This is a genomic window from Escherichia sp. WS1152 (genome assembly GCF_046487665.1).
GTDB lineage: Bacteria > Pseudomonadota > Gammaproteobacteria > Enterobacterales > Enterobacteriaceae > Escherichia > Escherichia coli.
Window position 1 is genome coordinate 16,076 of the sequence record NZ_JBJQJA010000022.1, and the last position, 19,843, is coordinate 35,918.

Below are 19,843 nucleotides of genomic sequence, written 5' to 3' on the forward strand. Positions count from 1 at the left end.
ACTCAATCAGAGATTCTTGCCGCGCGAGCCGTTGGCTTCATCGTTATAGCCTTTAAAATCATATTCCCAGTGACCAAAACCAATCATTTGATCATTGATTTGCGTTTCTCCTTTAAAGCCGAGACGGGCATAAGTTTTATCACCATCTTCACGCTTATCATCAGTAAAATAACGTAGAGCGGTAACCTTGCCATAAAGGTCGAGTTTATTACCATCCTTGTTATAGACTTCGGCAGCGTGTGCTACGTTCGCAGCTAACAAACCAGTTACAACCACCGCAACTATTTTTAATTTCATTTAACAGAATCCTTTTAATTATCGTTAAACGTATTTTCTAAACGAATTTTAAACGGCGTCATTTATAAATGACATACTGTTTTTAAAATAGAATGGTGATTAAAAACAATGAGAAAAATAGATGAAATAATATTATTTATCGATATGTGATCGAAGTCGAAATGAGATATAAGGTGAATTACTGGTATTTGAAATTTATTTTTTAATATTGTCGGAATTTATCTGATTAACTGCCGGGCCGTAGACCCGGCAATTATTTTAACCACGACGTGTCGCCAGCCAGCAGAGCAGGGAACCGCCGCAGACCATTAGCGCGCCTTGCCAGAACGAGAACGACAGTGGGGCGCTGAGCAGCACGGCTGCAAGCGCTGAGGAAAGTACAGGTGTAAAATACGAGCCTACCGCCATTATGGTGACATTGCCATGCAATATACCGACATTCCATGCAGCATAAGCAAATCCTAAGGTAAATGCCGCAGAGATGAGTTTAATCATGACGGGCGTGCTAAATACCATTTCTGGTTGTGGCGTGAGAAAATAGTAAACCCACAGACTTGCTCCCGTTAGCAGGACAAAAACGGTAATTCCGTTAAATCCGCGTGCGTATTTATTCGTTACTGTGCAATAGGCTGCCCAGATAAACGCACCAATAAACGCCAGGAAATAACTCAATGGGCTGGTGGTAATATTATTGATGATTTCATCATAATGTAACCCATTATCACCGCCTAACACCCAGCAGACGCCGACCAGGGCTAATAATAATCCTGGTACAATCAGCCAGTTGGTTTTCTGACCATTAAACAGAATGGCAAAGAGAATTGTCAGGCTGGGCCATAGATAGTTCACCATACCCACTTCAATCGCCTGATGACGGGTCGCCGCATACCCTAAGGAAAGCGCCAGACAGATTTCATAGCTGACGAATAACAGACTCCCGGCGAGTAAATAGCCTTTCGGAATCTGCCGAATACGCGGAAATCCAACCGTGAAGATTAACAGCAGCCCGCTTAATGAATAGATAGCAGCTGCGCCGCCGACCGGGCCGAGCCCCTCGCTGACACCGCGAATCAATCCTACCATCGTGCTCCACAGGACGATCGCTATTAGCCCTATGAGCGTTGCTTTTTGTCGTGTCATGCTCGCTGTTTTGTCTCTCTTGCCGTTAAAAATTAAGCTGAATTTTATAGCATTTTTTTAACTGGCCTGTCAGGCAGTGGTGCGTTTTTCTACCGCTATTGAGGTAGGTCAATTTGCGCAGGCGGATTATTTTGTGGCAAACACGTGTTCTTTTTGATTTCGCGCAAAAAGATTCAGAATTTTACTGTTAGTTTCCTCGCGCAGTAATACCCCTGAAAAAAGAGGAAAGCAATGGACGTCAGTCGCAGACAATTTTTTAAAATCTGCGCGGGCGGTATGGCTGGAACAACGGTAGCGGCATTGGGCTTTGCCCCGAAGCAAGCACTGGCTCAGGCGCGAAACTACAAATTATTACGCGCTAAAGAGATCCGTAACACCTGCACATACTGTTCCGTAGGTTGCGGGCTATTGATGTATAGCCTGGGTGATGGCGCGAAAAACGCCAGAGAAGCGATTTATCACATTGAAGGTGACCCGGATCATCCGGTAAGCCGTGGTGCGCTGTGCCCAAAAGGGGCCGGTTTGCTGGATTACGTCAACAGCGAAAACCGTCTGCGCTACCCGGAATATCGTGCGCCAGGTTCTGACAAATGGCAGCGCATTAGCTGGGAAGAAGCATTCTCCCGTATTGCAAAGCTGATGAAAGCTGACCGTGACGCTAACTTTATTGAAAAGAACGAGCAGGGCGTAACGGTAAACCGTTGGCTTTCTACCGGTATGCTGTGTGCCTCCGGTGCCAGCAACGAAACCGGGATGCTGACACAGAAATTTGCCCGCTCCCTCGGGATGCTGGCGGTAGACAACCAGGCGCGCGTCTGACACGGACCAACGGTAGCAAGTCTTGCTCCAACATTTGGTCGCGGTGCGATGACCAACCACTGGGTGGATATCAAAAACGCTAACGTCGTAATGGTAATGGGCGGTAACGCTGCTGAAGCGCATCCCGTCGGTTTCCGCTGGGCGATGGAAGCGAAAAACAACAACGATGCAACCTTGATCGTTGTCGATCCTCGTTTTACGCGTACCGCTTCTGTGGCGGATATTTACGCACCTATTCGTTCCGGTACGGACATTACGTTCCTGTCTGGCGTTTTGCGCTACCTGATCGAAAACGACAAAATCAACGCCGAATACGTTAAGCATTACACCAACGCCAGCCTGCTGGTGCGTGATGATTTTGCTTTCGAAGACGGTCTGTTCAGCGGCTACGACGCTGAAAAACGGCAATACGATAAATCGTCCTGGAACTATCAGTTCGATGAAAACGGCTATGCGAAACGCGATGAAACACTGACTCATCCGCGCTGTGTGTGGAACCTGCTGAAAGCGCACGTTTCCCGCTACACGCCGGACGTTGTTGAAAACATCTGTGGTACGCCAAAAGCCGACTTCCTGAAAGTGTGTGAAGTGCTGGCCTCCACCAGCGCACCGAATCGCACAACCACCTTCCTGTACGCGCTGGGCTGGACGCAGCACACCGTGGGTGCGCAGAACATCCGTACTATGGCGATGATCCAGTTGCTGCTCGGTAACATGGGTATGGCCGGTGGCGGCGTGAATGCATTGCGTGGTCACTCCAACATTCAGGGTCTGACTGACTTAGGTCTGCTCTCTACCAGCCTGCCAGGTTATCTGACGCTGCCGTCAGAAAAACAGGTTGATTTGCAGTCGTATCTGGAAGCGAACACGCCGAAAGCGACGCTGGCTGGTCAGGTGAACTACTGGAGCAACTATCCGAAGTTCTTCGTTAGCCTGATGAAATCTTTCTATGGCGATGCCGCGCAGAAAGAGAACAACTGGGGCTATGACTGGCTGCCGAAGTGGGACCAGACCTACGACGTCATCAAGTATTTCAACATGATGGATGAAGGCAAAGTCACCGGTTATTTCTGCCAGGGCTTTAACCCGGTTGCGTCCTTCCCGGACAAAAACAAAGTGGTGAGCTGCCTAAGCAAGCTGAAGTACATGGTGGTTATCGATCCGCTGGTGACTGAAACCTCAACCTTCTGGCAGAACCACGGCGAGTCGAACGATGTCGATCCGGCGTCTATTCAGACTGAAGTATTCCGTCTGCCTTCGACCTGCTTTGCTGAAGAAGATGGTTCTATTGCTAACTCCGGTCGCTGGCTGCAGTGGCACTGGAAAGGTCAGGATGCGCCGGGCGAAGCGCGTAACGACGGTGAAATTCTGGCGGGTATCTACCATCACCTGCGCGAGCTGTACCAGGCCGAAGGTGGTAAAGGCGTAGAACCGCTGATGAAGATGAGCTGGAACTACAAGCAGCCGCACGAACCGCAATCTGACGAAGTAGCTAAAGAGAACAACGGCTATGCGCTGGAAGATCTCTATGATGCTAATGGCGTGCTGATTGCGAAGAAAGGTCAGTTGCTGAGTAGCTTTGCGCATCTGCGTGATGACGGTACAACCGCATCTTCTTGCTGGATCTACACCGGTAGCTGGACAGAGCAGGGCAACCAGATGGCTAACCGCGATAACTCCGACCCGTCCGGTCTGGGGAATACGCTGGGATGGGCCTGGGCGTGGCCGCTCAACCGTCGCGTGCTGTACAACCGTGCTTCGGCGGATATCAACGGTAAACCGTGGGATCCGAAACGGATGCTGATCCAGTGGAACGGCAGCAAGTGGACGGGTAACGATATTCCTGACTTCGGCAATGCCGCACCGGGTACGCCAACCGGGCCGTTTATCATGCAGCCGGAAGGGATGGGACGCCTGTTTGCCATCAACAAAATGGCGGAAGGTCCGTTCCCGGAACACTACGAGCCGATTGAAACGCCGCTGGGCACTAACCCGCTGCATCCGAACGTGGTGTCTAACCCGGTTGTTCGTCTGTATGAACAAGACGCACTGCGGATGGGTAAAAAAGAGCAGTTCCCGTATGTGGGTACGACCTATCGTCTGACCGAGCACTTCCACACCTGGACCAAGCACGCATTGCTCAACGCAATTGCTCAGCCGGAACAGTTTGTGGAAATCAGCGAAACGCTGGCGGCGGCGAAAGGCATTAATAATGGCGATCGTGTCACTGTCTCAAGCAAGCGTGGCTTTATCCGCGCGGTGGCTGTGGTAACGCGTCGTCTGAAACCACTGAATGTAAATGGTCAGCAGGTTGAAACGGTGGGTATTCCAATCCACTGGGGCTTTGAGGGTGTCGCGCGTAAAGGTTATATCGCTAACACTCTGACGCCGAATGTCGGTGATGCAAACTCGCAAACGCCGGAATATAAAGCGTTCTTAGTCAACATCGAGAAGGCGTAAGGGGGCGAACAGATGGCTATGGAAACGCAGGACATTATCAAAAGGTCCGCAACTAACTCCATCACGCCGCCTTCTCAGGTGCGTGATTACAAAGCAGAAGTCGCAAAACTTATCGACGTTTCCACCTGTATCGGCTGTAAAGCCTGTCAGGTGGCGTGTTCGGAGTGGAACGACATCCGTGATGAAGTGGGGCACTGCGTCGGGGTTTACGATAACCCCGCCGATCTGAGCGCCAAGTCCTGGACGGTGATGCGCTTTAGCGAAACCGAACAGAACGGCAAGCTGGAGTGGCTGATCCGTAAAGACGGCTGTATGCACTGTGAAGATCCCGGCTGCCTGAAGGCGTGCCCGTCTGCTGGTGCAATCATTCAGTACGCTAACGGGATTGTCGATTTCCAGTCGGAAAACTGCATCGGCTGTGGTTACTGCATTGCCGGGTGTCCGTTTAATATTCCGCGCCTCAACAAAGAGGATAACCGGGTATATAAATGCACGCTCTGCGTCGATCGCGTCAGCGTCGGCCAGGAACCGGCTTGTGTGAAAACCTGTCCGACCGGGGCTATCCACTTCGGCACCAAGAAGGAGATGCTGGAGCTGGCGGAACAGCGCGTGGCGAAACTGAAAGCGCGTGGTTACGAACATGCTGGCGTCTACAACCCGGAAGGGGTCGGTGGTACGCACGTTATGTACGTGCTGCATCACGCCGATCAGCCGGAGCTGTATCACGGTCTGCCGAAAGATCCGAAGATCGACACCTCGGTAAGCCTGTGGAAAGGCGCGTTGAAACCGCTGGCAGCGGCTGGCTTTATTGCCACTTTTGCCGGGTTGATTTTCCACTACATCGGTATTGGCCCGAATAAGGAAGTGGACGATGACGAGGAGGATCATCATGAGTAAGTCGAAAATGATTGTGCGCACCAAATTTATTGATCGCGCCTGTCACTGGACCGTGGTGATTTGCTTCTTCCTGGTGGCGCTGTCCGGGATTTCGTTCTTCTTCCCGACGCTGCAATGGCTGACGCAAACCTTCGGTACGCCGCAGATGGGACGTATTTTGCACCCATTCTTCGGCATTGCGATTTTCGTCGCACTGATGTTTATGTTTGTGCGTTTTGTGCATCACAACATCCCGGATAAGAAAGATATTCCGTGGCTGTTGAACATTGTCGAAGTATTAAAAGGCAATGAGCACAAAGTGGCGGATGTCGGTAAGTACAACGCCGGGCAAAAGATGATGTTCTGGTCGATCATGAGCATGATTTTCGTGCTGTTGGTGACCGGGGTGATTATCTGGCGTCCGTACTTTGCGCAGTACTTCCCGATGCAGGTTGTCCGTTATAGCCTGCTGATCCACGCGGCTGCGGGTATCATCCTGATCCACGCCATCCTGATCCATATGTATATGGCATTTTGGGTGAAAGGATCGATTAAAGGGATGATCGAAGGGAAGGTGAGCCGTCGCTGGGCGAAGAAACACCATCCACGCTGGTATCGTGAAATCGAGAAGGCAGAAGCGAAAAAAGAGAGTGAAGAAGGGATATAATCTCTTTTGAACTTTAAGCTGAAAATGGCGCTATAAGAAGCGCCATTTTCATATTGTAGACAACGTAGGCTTTGTTCATGCCGGATGCGGCGTGAACGCCTTATCCGGCCTACAAACCGTTCAAATCCAATAGATTGCAGTGAACGTGTAGGCCTGATAAGCGTAGCGCATCAGGCAATGTTGCGTTTGTCATCAGTTTCAAATGGCGCTTTATAAGGTGCCATTTTTTTATTGCGTAACCAGACGGCGTAATCGTGACACATCCACCGTTTTTTCAGCCTCTGCCAGACTCCAGGCGTTTTGCAGATTCAGCCACATTTGCGGCGAACTGCCGATCACCACGGAAAGTTTAATTGCCATTTCTGGCGTCAAAGCTGCTTTTCCGGTCAGCAATCGGCTTGCCGTTGAGGGCGCAATTTCCATTGCTCTGGCAAACTCGCGCAGGCTGACATTAAGTTCGTCCAGTGATTCCTGAATAATGTCCCCCGGGCGGGGATGATTGGCCATTTTCATTAGTGTCTTTACTCTCAGTAGCGTTCCTTCTCTGGGAACACTATCATTATTGTTCCTTCCTACGCAACAATAATCCATTTAGCCATTTCATGTTGGAGAGTGTGCGATGCTGCGACACCAGGACTGGCAGTCGCAGCAAAGGCCTCTTAGCGGCGGAAATCAATCACCATTCGGCCACGGATTTTGCCTTCTTCCATCTCGGTAAAGATGGTGTTGATGTCCGCTAACGGACGCAGGGCGACTTTCGGCACCACTTTGCCTTCGGCGGCAAACTGGAAGGCTTCGGTTAGATCCTGGCGCGTGCCGACCAGCGAACCGACCACTTCAATGCCATCCAGCACAAGGCGTGGGATATCCAGGCTCATAGACTCCGGCGGCAGACCGACTGCCACAACACGCCCACCTGCACGGACAGCATCAACTGCCGAGTTAAACGCAGCTTTAGCTACCGCTGTTACCACCGCAGCGTGAGCGCCACCGGTTTTCTCCTGCACAATTTTGGCGGCGTCTTCGGTGCGTGAGTTAATCGCTAAATCTGCACCCATTTCGGTTGCCAGTTTTAACTGCTCATCATTGACATCAATGGCGATCACTTTCGCGTTAAAGACATTCTTCGCGTATTGCAGGGCAAGGTTACCCAGACCGCCAAGACCGTAGATAGCAATCCACTGCCCGGGACGAATTTTTGACAGCTTAACGGCTTTGTAGGTGGTGACCCCCGCACAGGTAATGCTGCTGGCCGCCGCCGAGTCCAGACCATCTGGCACTTTTACCGCGTAATCGGCGACCACGATGCACTCTTCCGCCATCCCGCCATCAACGCTGTATCCGGCATTTTTAACTGAACGGCAGAGCGTTTCGTTACCACTGTTACAGTATTCGCAATGACCGCATCCTTCGTAAAACCACGCCACGCTGGCACGATCGCCTGGTTTTAATGAGGTGACACCTGGACCCACTTCTGCCACCACACCGATGCCTTCATGGCCCAGAATTACGCCGGTTTTGTCACCAAAATCGCCATTCTTAACATGAAGATCGGTATGACATACACCACAACACTCCATTTTCAGCAGGGCTTCGCCATGTTTCAGTGAGCGCAGTGTTTTATCCGTAACGTCAACATGATGATCCTTCGTAACAACTGCAGCCTTCATAGTTCCTCCTTTTCGGATGATGTTCTGCATAGCAGGTGAGGCAAATGAGATTTATTCGCCACTACCCAGTATGGATGAGATCTGAAAAAGGGAGAGGAAAATTGCCCGGTAGCCTTCACTACCGGGCGCAGGCTTAGATGGAGGTACGGCGGTAGTCGCGGTATTCGGCTTGCCAGAAATTATCATCAATGGCCTGTTGCAGAGCTTCGGCAGACGTTTTCACCGCCACGCCTTGCTGCTGCGCCATTTTGCCAACCGCAAACGCAATTGCGCGGGAGACTTTCTGAATATCTTTCAGTTCCGGTAGTACCAGACCTTCGCCGTTCAGGACCAGCGGCGAATACTGAGCAAGCGTTTCACTTGCCGACATCAGCATCTCATCGGTGATACGTGACGCGCCGGAAGCAATAACCCCCAGGCCGATGCCCGGGAAAATAAAGGCGTTGTTACACTGGGCGATAGGGTAGATTTTATCTTTCCATACCACTGGATTAAACGGGCTGCCAGTGGCGACCAGCGCGTTACCTTCGGTCCAGGCGATAATGTCCTGCGGTGTGGCTTCCACGCGTGACGTCGGGTTAGACAGCGGCATCACGATCGGACGCGGACAGTGTTTATGCATCTCACGAATGATCTCTTCCGTAAACAGCCCGGTCTGTCCTGAGACGCCAATCAGAATATCTGGTTTTACATTGCGCACCACATCCAGCAGTGACAACACATCGCTGTCGGTATCCCAGTCACTGAGGTTTTCGCGCTTCTGCACCAGTTTGGTCTGGAAAGGCAGCAGGTTCGGCATCTTGTCGGTCAGCAAGCCAAAGCGATCGACCATAAAGACTTTCTGCCGCGCCGCTTCCTCGCTTAATCCTTCGCGCTGGGTCTGGGAAATGATCATTTCGGCAATGCCGCATCCCGCTGAACCTGCGCCAAGGAAGACGATTTTTTTCTCGCTTAACTGACCACCTGCCGCGCGGCTGGCTGCGATCAGTGTGCCGACTGTTACCGCCGCAGTGCCCTGAATGTCATCGTTAAAAGAACAAATTTCATTGCGATAGCGGTTAAGTAACGGCATCGCATTTTTTTGAGCAAAGTCTTCAAACTGCAACAGCACGTCCGGCCAGCGTTGTTTCACAGCCTGGATAAATTCATCAACGAATTCATAGTATTCATCGTCAGTGATACGTGGATTACGCCAGCCCATATACAGCGGATCGTTAAGCAGCTGCTGGTTGTTGGTCCCGACATCCAGCACCACCGGAAGGGTATACGCCGGGCTGATGCCGCCACAGGCGGTATAGAGCGACAGTTTACCGATTGGAATGCCCATCCCACCGATGCCCTGGTCACCAAGCCCCAGAATACGTTCACCGTCAGTCACCACAATCACTTTAATATTATGGTTCGGCACGTTTTGCAGAATATCGTCCATATTGTGCCGGTTCTGGTAAGAGATAAACACGCCGCGTGAACGGCGGTAGATCTCAGAAAAACGCTCACAGGCTGCGCCGACGGTTGGGGTATAAATAACAGGCATCATCTCATCAAGATGATTGTTTACCAGACGGTAGAAGAGGGTTTCGTTAGTGTCCTGGATGTTACGCAGGTAGATGTGTTTGTCGATTTCGGTTTTGAATCCCTGATACTGGATCCATGCTCGTTCCGCTTGTTCTTCGATGGTTTCGACCACTTCCGGCAGTAACCCCAGCAGGTTGAAGTTACGGCGTTCTTCCATGCTGAAGGCACTGCCTTTATTCAACAACGGAAATTCCAGCAGTACAGGGCCAGCGTAAGGGATATAAAGCGAACGCTGTTTTTTTGTTTTTGGTTCCATGTCACTCACTCTTTTTTGAATATCCATCCCTGGCACGCTTTTATCGTCTTTGCTTTACCACCAGGGCGTCGGCCCCAAGTATAAAGCAGATAAAAACAAAAACACCATTGCGCAGGCAATGGTGTTTAATCGTCATTGAGGACTGATGGTTATGAATTACTTTTCAGCGGGGCGTTTTCTGCCGGTTGGATTATTTACCACGCTGGATTTGTCACCTTCGGTAACTATTTTGCGCTGGTTAGAAATTTTATGGTCCAGTCCAAGAATATGACGTGCCTGACGGTTCGATTTCATTTTAACTCCTCAATCCTGTTGCTAGTTTTAAGGACAACATCGCCGTAGCGAAGAAACACGTGCTAAACCCCTAAATTAGGTTGCCGATCAAGCATAGCACCTTAAAGCGTAGGGTGCTGGCCACTGACCACATAATTGATCGTTTGCTGGTAGATATCACTGAGGATGTCGTTATCAGAAGCTTCCACCCATTTGGTCAGCTCCATGAGAATGTCATCTTCAGTGACAACACCGTGCTCTGCCCGAAGGCCTTGCTCAATGGCATTAACCAGAGCGGGTTCTGCTGTTGAATTTTCTGCCTGATAATAAGTAAACATAGTGATTCTCCGTGTCTGTGTATTTATGGTGTCTGCTACGGATCGCAGATTTATAAAGCACATTCAGCATGGCAAATATTTGCCGCTTCGTTGTTAAGATTAGTCCTGGTTGATGATTTTTATATTTTAACCTCATGATATTGATAGGTATTATTATTGTGGTGAGTTGATTAATATTAATGCAATATCTCTTGGGTTATATATTCCCGGTTATCTATTGTGGAAATTTAATTTAAGTGCAGAAGTAATATTTCTGCCGGATTTTTATTCGGAATATCCTGCTTATCCTCGTGCTGTTTCTCACGTAGTCTATAATTTCCTTTTTAAGCCCACAGGAGAGCAACAATGACAATCCATAAGAAAGGTCAGGCACACTGGGAAGGCGATATCAAACGCGGGAAGGGAACAGTATCCACCGAGAGTGGTGTGCTGAACCAACAGCCGTATGGATTTAACACGCGTTTTGAAGGCGAAAAAGGAACTAACCCTGAAGAACTGATTGGCGCAGCGCATGCCGCATGTTTCTCAATGGCGCTTTCATTAATGCTGGGGGAAGCGGGATTTACGCCAACATCGATTGATACCACCGCCGATGTGTCGCTGGATAAAGTGGATGCCGGTTTTGCGATTACGAAAATCGCACTGAAGAGTGAAGTTGCGGTGCCGGGTATTGATGCCTCTACCTTTGACGGCATCATCCAGAAAGCAAAAGCAGGATGCCCGGTCTCTCAGGTACTGAAAGCGGAAATTACGCTGGATTACCAGTTGAAATCGTAAAGCATTGCCGGATGACGCGTCAGGCGCGTGAATGCCTGATGCGTTGTTAGCATCTCTACAGCGCCCGCCAGCACCGGAGCTCACGTCCGTCCTCCCTTATTGCTAATGATTGCCGGACTTCACATCCGTGGGTTGCCAGAGGGCAACGTTCGTAGAAAAAACAGCCTTGCGGCAACGTGCGGTTTCCCGGCAGATCCGTTTTACGTAATGCCCATTCTTCCTCCAGCGGTTTATCAATGGCGGGGAGAGAATCCAGCAATAATCGGGTGTATGGATGTGCCGGAGCCGTTAGCACCTGTTGCGCTTCCCCTAATTCCACAATCTGCCCGAGATACATCACCGCCACCCGATCGCTCATATGACGTATCACCGAGACATTGTGTGAAATCAGCACATAAGTCAGCCCGTGATTTTCCTGTAGCGTTACCAGTAAATTGAGGATCTGCGCCTGCACGGAGATATCCAGCGCTGAGGTTGGCTCATCAAGCACAATCACGTCAGGCTGCGAAGAGAGTGCTCTGGCAATGGCGATGCGTTGCCGCTGCCCGCCGGAGAACGCATGAGGCAGGCGGTCGAGATACTCCGGACGAATACCCACCTGCACAGCCAGCTCCTCTGCCAACGCTCGCCGCTGTTGTTCACTACTACGCTTAGCTATCCAGAGCGGTTCTGTGATGATGCGCCACACCGGTAAGCGCGGATTGAGCGAAGAGAGCGGGTCCTGAAACACCATCTGCATAATGCGTTGTGAGCCAGAACGGATGTATTGCCCGTGGCTCGGTTGCAGCATACCCATTAAAAGCTGTGCGAGGGTGCTTTTGCCGCAGCCTGACTCGCCGACGATCCCTAAGGTTTCACCACGGCGGATCTGTAAATCAATACCATTAATGGCATGAACATGTTCCGTAGTTTTACCAAGCCAGTTTTTACGGGCCGGGAAATTGATATGGACGTCGCGTAACGTTAATAACGTGTCAGACACTTATGACCTCCTGCTGCGGATACCAACAGGCGCAGCGCTGGTTGTTGTCACCACACGCTGTCAGCGCCGGGACGTTTTCACACTGTGCACCTGCCGCATAGCAACGATCGCGAAAAGCGCAGCCGTCAGGCAAATGGGTGAGGTTTGGTACCGTCCCTGGAATGGCGGGTAATGGCTGGCGTGGTACTCCATGTTCTGGTGCGCATTGCAGCAAACCAATGGTATACGGATGCCGGGGATGATGGATAACGTCTGCCGTCACGCCGCTTTCAATTACGCTTCCGGCATACATCACGTAAACGCTATCGCACAGTTGCGATACCACGGCCATATCATGGCTGATGAACAGTACCGCAGTTCCACTGGCGCGGGCTTTATGTTTAAGCAAACGCAGTACCTGCAACTGTACCGTGACGTCCAGCGCCGTAGTCGGTTCGTCGGCAATAATCAATTGCGGCTCGCAGGAGAATGCCAGCGCAATCATTACCCGCTGGCGCATACCACCTGAAAGCTCAAACGGATAGCGCGACATAACTTCCACGGCATCCGGGATTTGCATCTCTTCCAGCAGGTCAATCGCTTTAGCTCTGGCTTCCCGACGGCTTATTGGTTGATGATGGCGGATCACGTCCATCATCTGAAGACCTATTCGACGTGTCGGATTGAGGGCGGTCATCGGTTCCTGAAAGATCATCGCCACTCGTGCGCCGCGCCACTGACGAAGCTGTTTTTCCCGAGCGTTAAGAACATCGTCTCCCAGCAGTGAAATCTGCCCCCGATGTACGCAATAACTGCCCGTCGGTAGCAGACGCATAATCAGCATTGCGGTGACTGATTTACCTGAGCCGGATTCTCCCACCAGACCGACAATTTCACCGCGGTTAATCTGCAAGGACACATTGTTGAGCGCGTGAACATCACCGTTAAAACCGGGGAAACTCAAATGCAGCTGTTGAATGTCCAGAACGGGTTGGGTCATGACTGCTTTCCTCCTGCTTTCGGGTCAAGCAGATCGCGAATACCATCACCAAAGAGATTAAACCCGACGGCGGTAAGCAAAATCGCTGCCCCCGGAAATACGCAATACCACCACTGATCGAGTACATAGTTGCGACCATTTGCTACCATCGCGCCCCATTCAGCACTCGGTTGTTGAGCACCCAGGCCAATAAATCCCAACGTGGCGGCCATTAAAATCGCGCTACCGATATCCAGCGATGCCTGCACGATCAGCGGCGGCAGGGAGTTACGTAAAATATGCCAGCTGATCAGATGCCAACGCGACGCACCAAAGGTTTTCGCCGCCTGAACATAGGTATACTGGCGTACAACTAATGCTTGCCCCCGCGCCAGGCGCACATAAAAGGGAATTCGCACAATAGCAATCGCCAGCATGGCGTTAAATAAACTCGGCCCGAGAGCGGCAGCCAGTGCCATTGTCAGTACCAACGAAGGAATCGACAGCATAATGTCCATGATGCGCATGATGATGGCGTCTGCGCGTCCGCCAAGCACACCGGATAGACATCCGAGTAGCGAACCAATCATACCCGCAATGGCAACCACGACTAATCCGGCGAGAATTGATTGCTGACTGCCGACCAGTACGCGGCTGAACAGATCGCGTCCCACTTCATCGGTGCCAAACCAGTGCGCCGCAGAAGGCGGCAAAAGGCGGGCGGTTAAATCAATGGCGTTGGGATCATGCGTCGCAAGCCACGGTGAAAAAATCATCATCAATAGCATTAATACAATGATGACTGCGCCGGTCACGGTGAGCGGACTGCCTTTCAGCATCCATACCAGTTTTGCACCGTTAAATCGCGTTTGTTTTGCTGGGCGTACGGCGGACGTTTCCTCGCTTAGCATCATTCATCACCTCCACGTCCGATACGCGGATCAATCCACAAATAGAGCAAATCCACTACCAGGTTGACCAGCACATAAGCAAACGAAACCACGACGGCAAATCCCATCACCGCAGGGAAGTCGAGCGCCTGTATTGATGTCACTACCCATGCCCCCATTCCGGGCCAGGCAAAAACGGTTTCGGTGAGCACTGCGCCATACAACAAATCGCCCAGCGCCAGACCCAATACGGTAATCGATGGGATCAACGCATTGGGTAGCGCATAACATAAAACGATATACCAGCCGGGCAAGCCGCTGGCCCGGGCGGTACGAATGTAGTCTTCACTCAATTGTTCCAGCATCGCTGAGCGGATCTGGCGAGCGACAATTCCCAGGTGAACGAACGCCAGCGTTAATGCCGGTAAGATGAGATGTTGCAACGCATTGAAGAATACTTCACCGTTGCCTTCAAGCAGCGCATCGAGCAGATAAAAGCCGGTAACGTGCGTTGGTGGATCCAGCCAGTCATCAAGCCTTCCGCCGCCGGGAAGAATTTGCAGATGACCATAAAACAGCACAATGACGCCCAGTCCAAGCCAGAACGCAGGTGTGGAGATTCCGGTAATGGCCATTATTCGCACCAGATGATCCAGCCAGCGATTTCGCCAGACTGCAGAGAGTATGCCCAGCGGGATGCCAATCAAGAGTGCCAGCAGCAGGGCACAAAAAGCCAGCTCCAGCGTCGCCGGGAAAAATATACGCAACTCTTCCAGCACCGGACGCCCGGTACGAATGGATGTTCCCAGGTCACCATGAAACAGGTCGCTGACGTAGCGGTAAAACTGTACATACAGTGGCTGGTCCAGTCCCAGTTGCTGGCGAATATTTTCCACGATAGCATCGCTGGCGCGGTCACCCGCCAGTAACCGCGCCGGATCGCCGGGGATCAGATGCGAGATAATAAACGTAATCACGCAGACGCCCGCCACCACGAGCACCAGCCCCCAGCAGCGTTGGCGTAAAATACTCCAGAAGGTCACGTTATTTACTCATGGTATTGATATTGAAGACCTGTTCCAGCATGGGATTGAACACAAAGCCTTTCACCTCTTTGTTCATCGCCAGTTGGTAGTTTTTCTGGAACAGGTACACATAAGCAGCGTCATCAATGACGATTTTCTGTGCCTGCTGGTAGTTCCGGGTACGCTGCGTCTGGTCGGTGGTCGCGAGCGCATTGCGCAGTAACTTATCGACCTCACTGTTTTCATAGAACGAGCGGTTACCCGGCAGACCTTTTTTGTCTGACTCAAACCAGTAATTCATAAACATATACGGGTCGGCAAAATCCGGACTCCAGTTGCCAATCGCAATGTCGTAATCACCTTTACCCACTCTGTCGCGCATGGTGGCGTTCGCCAGCTTTTCCAGCTTCACATTGATGCCCAGCTTGTTGAGACTGGATTGTGTCGCCAGAGCAATAGGCTCCCAGTTCGGATCATTATCAGAATAGAGAAACGTCAGGCTGGTGGGTTTGTTCGTCACTTTATCCCATTCAGCTTTGGCTTTCGTTTCGTCATGGTTGTATTGCATTGCCGTCGCATCGTAGCCCCACATGCCTTCCGGAATCGGGCCGCGCATCTGTTTTCCGTTACCACTCAGAATGCCGTTAACCATGCCCTGATAATCGGTAGACCAGGAAATGGCCCGCCGCAGATCCGCCTGATTAAGTGGCGCTTTGCTGTTATTCAGATACAGATAGGTGACGCGCAGTGACGGATACTCTGCCACATTGACTTTATTTTCCTGCTTCAGGGCGTTGAGTTGATCCACCGGCAGCGCATCGGCAATGTCAATGTCGCCACGGGAGAGCTGCAGGCGACGGGAGGCACTTTCACCAATAATTTTTACCGATACTCGCTTAAAGTTCGGTTTATTGCCAGGGTAATGCGGATTTGGCACCAGAACTAATTGCTGACCTTTTTGCCAGCTTTTCAGCATAAATGGTCCGGAACCGGCGGTATTTTGCGCGAGGAAGCCGCGGGCATCATCCGCCGCATGTTCCTTTAACACCGCCGGATTGATAATGGATGCACCGTCATTCGCCAGCGTGTAGAGGAACGGTGCAAATGGCTGGCTAAGGGTAAACTTCACCGTATGTTCGTCGGGAGCATCAATCTTTAAATCTTTGGGAAATGCTTCTGCTGGCCCCTGGCCGATTTTTAGTAACCGCTCAAAAGAGAGTTTTACTGCTTCGGCAGTGACGGGTGTGCCATCGGCAAATTTAGCATTGTCCTTCAGGGTGAACGTCCACTCTTTTTGATCGTCAGACGCTTTCCAGCCACTCGCCAGATCGCCTTCAACGTCGGTTGAGCCTTTATCACCGTCCGTTTTGTACTGAACCAGCCGCTGATAAGACGGGTAGGTCACCGTCCAGTCGTTATTATCTATTGTTACCGCCGGGTCGAGGGTTTGTGGATCGGCGGCCTTACCAATCACCAGCATATCTTTCGGTACGGCGGCGTGCGCAACCGGGAAAGTTGTGGCAAGGACGAGCGCGAGCAATGTAGGACGAAACGATATCGATCTTTTCATGACAGTTTCCTGATTAACTGACGTGCTGTGTGCCAGGGGATATAAAACAGGTGAATTGATCAGCGAGCAGTGGGTAACTCGCTGCCTGGGGTAATTCGAAGTGCCACCATTCGCTGGAGATACCGACAAAACCGCCACCAGTCATTATCGCATTCAGCAACAGGCGATTGCGCTGAGCGGCGGGCGGGACGGAAGGGTGATAGGCATGGGAGCGCTCGTGCATTTCATCGAACCCTGCGCCCATATCGAGGATGTTCCCGTGCTCATCACGAAGCGTCAGGTCGATCGCCGTGCCACGGCTGTGATTAGAACCGACCGTCACATCAACAACATATTGCGGGTCTGGGCAGGCTTGCCACAACATCGCCTGTGCTTGTTGTGGGCGGTACGCATCGTAAATCACCAGTTGTAAGCCTGAGAGCTGGGCGATACTGATACTTTTCGCCAGCGCGGTAATCGCATCCTTGTGTAACAGACAACGCGCTTGCTGATAAATAGCTTTACCTGTGATGTTATCAGCGCAGGCGTATTTCAATTCGATCTCCAGATCAGGGAAGATCACGGCTAAATCAACCAGTTCGGTGGTATCCGACATAAACGGTTCCTGTATAAGACAAAAATTGCTGCGCTTTCCGCTTATGCAGATCTCATGCCATGCCGGGATAAGCGCCAGAATGCTGGCTTAAAGTTATATTTTTTAACTTTTGATCAACATTTGTGCAGCGTAGTGCAGTTTTGGTGCAAGAGGGGAAGTTAAGGAAGGAATCTCCCGGAATCGTAGCTGAAATCACAGTATTTAAGTGACAGTGTCACGTTAAATGAAAACCCGCGAGTGCGGGCGAGAGGAATTTGTCAGATTTTCAGCGGTAACACGCTGCTCATCCAGCCTGGAATTTCTTCGGCGGGTAGGGGGCGGGAAAAGAAATATCCCTGAATAACTCGACAGTGGATCTTACGTAGCATCTCAAATTGCTCTTTGGTTTCGACGCCTTCCGCCACGACGGTTAAATTGAGGCTTTGCCCAATGCTGGTAATGGCTTCAAGTAAGGCAAGGATGCGTTTTTCCGTCAGACAACGATCGACAAAACTTTTGTCAATTTTGATTTCCGTTACCGGAAGACTGACTAAGCGGGATAATCCGGAAAAGCCCGTGCCAAAATCATCTACCGATAAACCCACGCCCATATCACGCAGGATCTGAATGCGCTTAAAGATTTCGGTATCGTGTTCCATCATCATGCTTTCCGTGATTTCCACCGTCAGCTGGTGGCCGTCAATACCCCAGGCTTGCATTGCATCAGACACCTGATTAGGCAGTTGATTACTGCGAAAGTGCAGCGCCGACAAGTTCACGGATAACGCCGGGATATGAATATTCTGGCTACGCCATTCTGCTAACTGACGGCAAGCTTCCGCGATGACCCAGCGCCCAATATTTTCGATTTCACCAATCTCTTCTGCGAGAGGAATAAACCGTGAAGGGGGCACATGACCATGCTGGGGATCGTGCCAGCGAGCAAGGGCTTCGATGCCGTACAGTTCACCCGTTTCTGCGAAGATTTGCGGCTGGTAAACCAGTTTCAGTTGGTTATTGCTAATCGCCTCTTTCAGCGCTGCGCCTAAAACCAAACGCTCTTTTACCATTTCGTTCATCGCCGGGCTGAAGAACTGCCAGCCGTTACCGCCATTCTTGCGAATATAATCCATTGCATTGTGAGCAGTGGAGAGCAGGTAATCGCGGTTTTTACCCACGTCGTAGCTGATGCCAATACTCAAGGTAAGCGGGAAGGGTTTATCGTCAATCATTATCGGCTTGCTGACCACATTCCGTAGCTCATCGGCGATTTGGGTAATGTTACTGACGTCGTTTTCCAGGCTCACGAGGACAAACTGCGTACCTTCGATACGACAGAGATACTGATCCGGTTTGAGTTTTTCACGAAAGCGATTGACCACTTCCAGCAATGCCTGATCGGCCCACGCATAGCCAAGGCTATCAATCACATCCTGAATATGGTCAACACCGATGAGATACACCACCGGAGAGACGGCTTTGTCGACCAGGTCATCGAGGTAATTGTGCAGGTTATTGCGATTTGGCAGACCGGTCATCGGATCAAATTGGATGAGTTGTTCAATATGCTGACGGCTTTTTTCCTGTTCCAGCGCCAGCGCGGCCATATGCTGGCTGATATCTGCCACGCGTTCGATAAAGGCGCTGGTTTCTGCTCCTGACGAGGTTTTAATTTGCAGGATCCCCGCAGGCGCGCCATCACGCTGACGAATGGTCGCTGACCAGCTTTGCGCATTTTGAACTTCTGCACCGTGGGAAGATGACGCCCAGTGTATCGGCATCCCGTTGCGCAGTGCGAACAGCGAAACATGCGATTCGTTGAGAACAGATTCGATATTACGACAAATGATTTCCCCCATTTCATGAAATGGCGGGCTGCTGCACATGGCGGCGAGAATATTGCCTTCAAGCTGGCGGATTTGCCGTTCTTCGGTGATATCCGAGAAGGTCATTACCAGGTTCTGCAGATGCGCGAGCACGTCATAAACCGGGCTGATAGAAGCTTTAATCCAGATTTTTTCACCGGTGCGCGTCAACAGCAGAAATTCGTCCTGATCGCGGGCGGTTTTCCATAGCAACTGTTGTAAACGAATGCGGTTATCGGCAGGGAATTCAGGAATGTTCAGGAGTGTATCGGGCTGCATACCGCTGGCTTCGCTAATGCAGTAACCAAACATTTCGGTAAATGCGCGATTGCACTGCACAATATGGCGTTCCGGATCGAGGACAATCACCGGTCGGTCGAGATGGTCAACGGCAATAATCAATTGCCTGGTCTGTTCTTTTTGCGCCATTTCTACGCTGGCATCCCGTACCAGCGCCAGGTAATAAACTTTCCCCTCGGCGCTCACTTTTGATAGCGCAAAACGGGTCCAGATTTTACTGCCGTCTTTTTTCTCCAGCTGCAGCTCCCGACTCATCCCCTCGACGCGCGCTTTACCGCCTTCACGGTTATGACGAATGTATTCAGGATGCGCAGGACGCAAATCCCGCGGAATCAGCATATCAATGTTATTGCCAATGACTTCTTCACGTTTGTACCCCCAGAGCTTCTCTGCGGCGGGGTTGAAAAACATCACTTCATCATTTTCGTTAATTAACACCGCACCCATCATATTTTGCTCAAGGGCGGGGAAAAAAATGCCATCGGCGGCATTATCCGCATCGGTTAGCTTCATGATTACCTCTGCATCCTG

17 protein-coding genes and 1 pseudogene are annotated in these 19,843 nt (G+C 51.0%); 4 read left to right on the plus strand and 14 right to left on the minus strand.

The window, feature by feature from the left end; all coding sequences use genetic code 11:
• Window positions 1-21: 21 nt before the first annotated feature.
• Both ACJHW7_RS22120 and yddG read right to left on the minus strand, forming a co-directional pair.
• Window positions 22-297 (minus strand): annotated as a pseudogene (locus tag ACJHW7_RS22120) (porin); the annotation flags it as partial.
• Between the two features lie 258 nt (window positions 298-555).
• Window positions 556-1,437 carry an aromatic amino acid efflux DMT transporter YddG gene (yddG, locus tag ACJHW7_RS22125; RefSeq protein ID WP_000198214.1) on the minus strand — a complete coding sequence of 294 codons (882 nt, stop codon included), beginning with the start codon at window positions 1,435-1,437 and terminating at the stop codon, window positions 556-558.
• Window positions 1,438-1,668: 231 nt separating this feature from the next.
• Between yddG and fdnG the strand changes: the two genes are divergently transcribed.
• From fdnG to fdnI, 3 genes are read left to right on the plus strand one after another with little or no spacing between them, the layout of a single operon-like run.
• Entirely contained in the window at window positions 1,669-4,716 is a 3,048-nt protein-coding gene (gene fdnG, locus ACJHW7_RS22130) for a formate dehydrogenase-N subunit alpha (RefSeq protein ID WP_094319692.1), read from the plus strand.
• A gap of 12 nt (window positions 4,717-4,728) precedes the next feature.
• On the plus strand, window positions 4,729-5,613 hold the full coding sequence (fdnH, locus tag ACJHW7_RS22135) for a formate dehydrogenase N subunit beta (RefSeq protein WP_001240582.1): 885 nt from the start codon (window positions 4,729-4,731) through the stop codon (window positions 5,611-5,613).
• Window positions 5,606-6,259, plus strand: coding sequence for a formate dehydrogenase-N subunit gamma (fdnI, locus tag ACJHW7_RS22140; protein ID WP_000045648.1), 654 nt, complete (start codon window positions 5,606-5,608; stop codon window positions 6,257-6,259). The genes fdnH and fdnI overlap by 8 nt, the downstream gene beginning before the upstream one ends.
• Window positions 6,260-6,487: 228 nt before the next feature.
• Here fdnI and ACJHW7_RS22145 read toward each other — a convergent pair whose 3' ends face one another.
• From ACJHW7_RS22145 to bdm, 5 genes are all read right to left on the minus strand, one after another.
• Window positions 6,488-6,772 carry a HigA family addiction module antitoxin gene (locus ACJHW7_RS22145; protein WP_000781370.1) on the minus strand — a complete coding sequence of 95 codons (285 nt, stop codon included), beginning with the start codon at window positions 6,770-6,772 and terminating at the stop codon, window positions 6,488-6,490.
• Between the two features lie 146 nt (window positions 6,773-6,918).
• Entirely contained in the window at window positions 6,919-7,929 is a 1,011-nt protein-coding gene (adhP, locus tag ACJHW7_RS22150) for an alcohol dehydrogenase AdhP (protein ID WP_000642407.1), read from the minus strand.
• 133 nt (window positions 7,930-8,062) lie between these two features.
• A complete protein-coding gene (maeA, locus tag ACJHW7_RS22155) occupies window positions 8,063-9,760 on the minus strand; it encodes a malate dehydrogenase (protein WP_000433475.1) in 1,698 nt (565 codons plus the stop codon).
• 156 nt (window positions 9,761-9,916) lie between these two features.
• Window positions 9,917-10,054, minus strand: a complete 138-nt coding sequence (gene sra, locus ACJHW7_RS22160; protein ID WP_000841554.1) for a stationary-phase-induced ribosome-associated protein — start codon at window positions 10,052-10,054, stop codon at window positions 9,917-9,919.
• A 101-nt stretch (window positions 10,055-10,155) separates the two neighbouring features.
• A complete protein-coding gene (bdm, locus tag ACJHW7_RS22165) occupies window positions 10,156-10,371 on the minus strand; it encodes a biofilm-dependent modulation protein (RefSeq protein WP_000495766.1) in 216 nt (71 codons plus the stop codon).
• 345 nt (window positions 10,372-10,716) lie between these two features.
• Between bdm and osmC the strand changes: the two genes are divergently transcribed.
• A complete protein-coding gene (gene osmC, locus ACJHW7_RS22170) occupies window positions 10,717-11,148 on the plus strand; it encodes a peroxiredoxin OsmC (RefSeq protein ID WP_000152305.1) in 432 nt (143 codons plus the stop codon).
• A gap of 55 nt (window positions 11,149-11,203) precedes the next feature.
• On the opposite strand, the gene ACJHW7_RS22175 is transcribed toward osmC, so the two are convergent.
• From ACJHW7_RS22175 to dosP, 7 genes are all read right to left on the minus strand, one after another.
• Window positions 11,204-12,130, minus strand: coding sequence for an ABC transporter ATP-binding protein (locus ACJHW7_RS22175; protein WP_021556807.1), 927 nt, complete (start codon window positions 12,128-12,130; stop codon window positions 11,204-11,206).
• Entirely contained in the window at window positions 12,123-13,109 is a 987-nt protein-coding gene (locus ACJHW7_RS22180) for an ABC transporter ATP-binding protein (RefSeq protein WP_021556808.1), read from the minus strand. The genes ACJHW7_RS22175 and ACJHW7_RS22180 overlap by 8 nt, the downstream gene beginning before the upstream one ends.
• On the minus strand, window positions 13,106-14,002 hold the full coding sequence (gene ddpC / locus ACJHW7_RS22185; protein WP_021556809.1) for a D,D-dipeptide ABC transporter permease: 897 nt from the start codon (window positions 14,000-14,002) through the stop codon (window positions 13,106-13,108). The genes ACJHW7_RS22180 and ddpC overlap by 4 nt, the downstream gene beginning before the upstream one ends.
• Window positions 13,999-15,021 (minus strand): ABC transporter permease, encoded by a 1,023-nt coding sequence (locus ACJHW7_RS22190; protein ID WP_021556810.1) that lies wholly within the window; start codon window positions 15,019-15,021, stop codon window positions 13,999-14,001. The genes ddpC and ACJHW7_RS22190 overlap by 4 nt, the downstream gene beginning before the upstream one ends.
• A 1-nt stretch (window position 15,022) precedes the next feature.
• A complete protein-coding gene (locus ACJHW7_RS22195; RefSeq protein WP_021556811.1) occupies window positions 15,023-16,573 on the minus strand; it encodes an ABC transporter substrate-binding protein in 1,551 nt (516 codons plus the stop codon).
• 13 nt (window positions 16,574-16,586) lie between these two features.
• Complete coding sequence (gene ddpX / locus ACJHW7_RS22200) at window positions 16,587-17,168, minus strand: D-alanyl-D-alanine dipeptidase (RefSeq protein WP_001285834.1); 582 nt, start codon at window positions 17,166-17,168, stop codon at window positions 16,587-16,589.
• 257 nt (window positions 17,169-17,425) lie between these two features.
• Entirely contained in the window at window positions 17,426-19,825 is a 2,400-nt protein-coding gene (dosP, locus tag ACJHW7_RS22205; RefSeq protein ID WP_001427328.1) for an oxygen-sensing cyclic-di-GMP phosphodiesterase DosP, read from the minus strand.
• Window positions 19,826-19,843 lie beyond the last annotated feature (18 nt).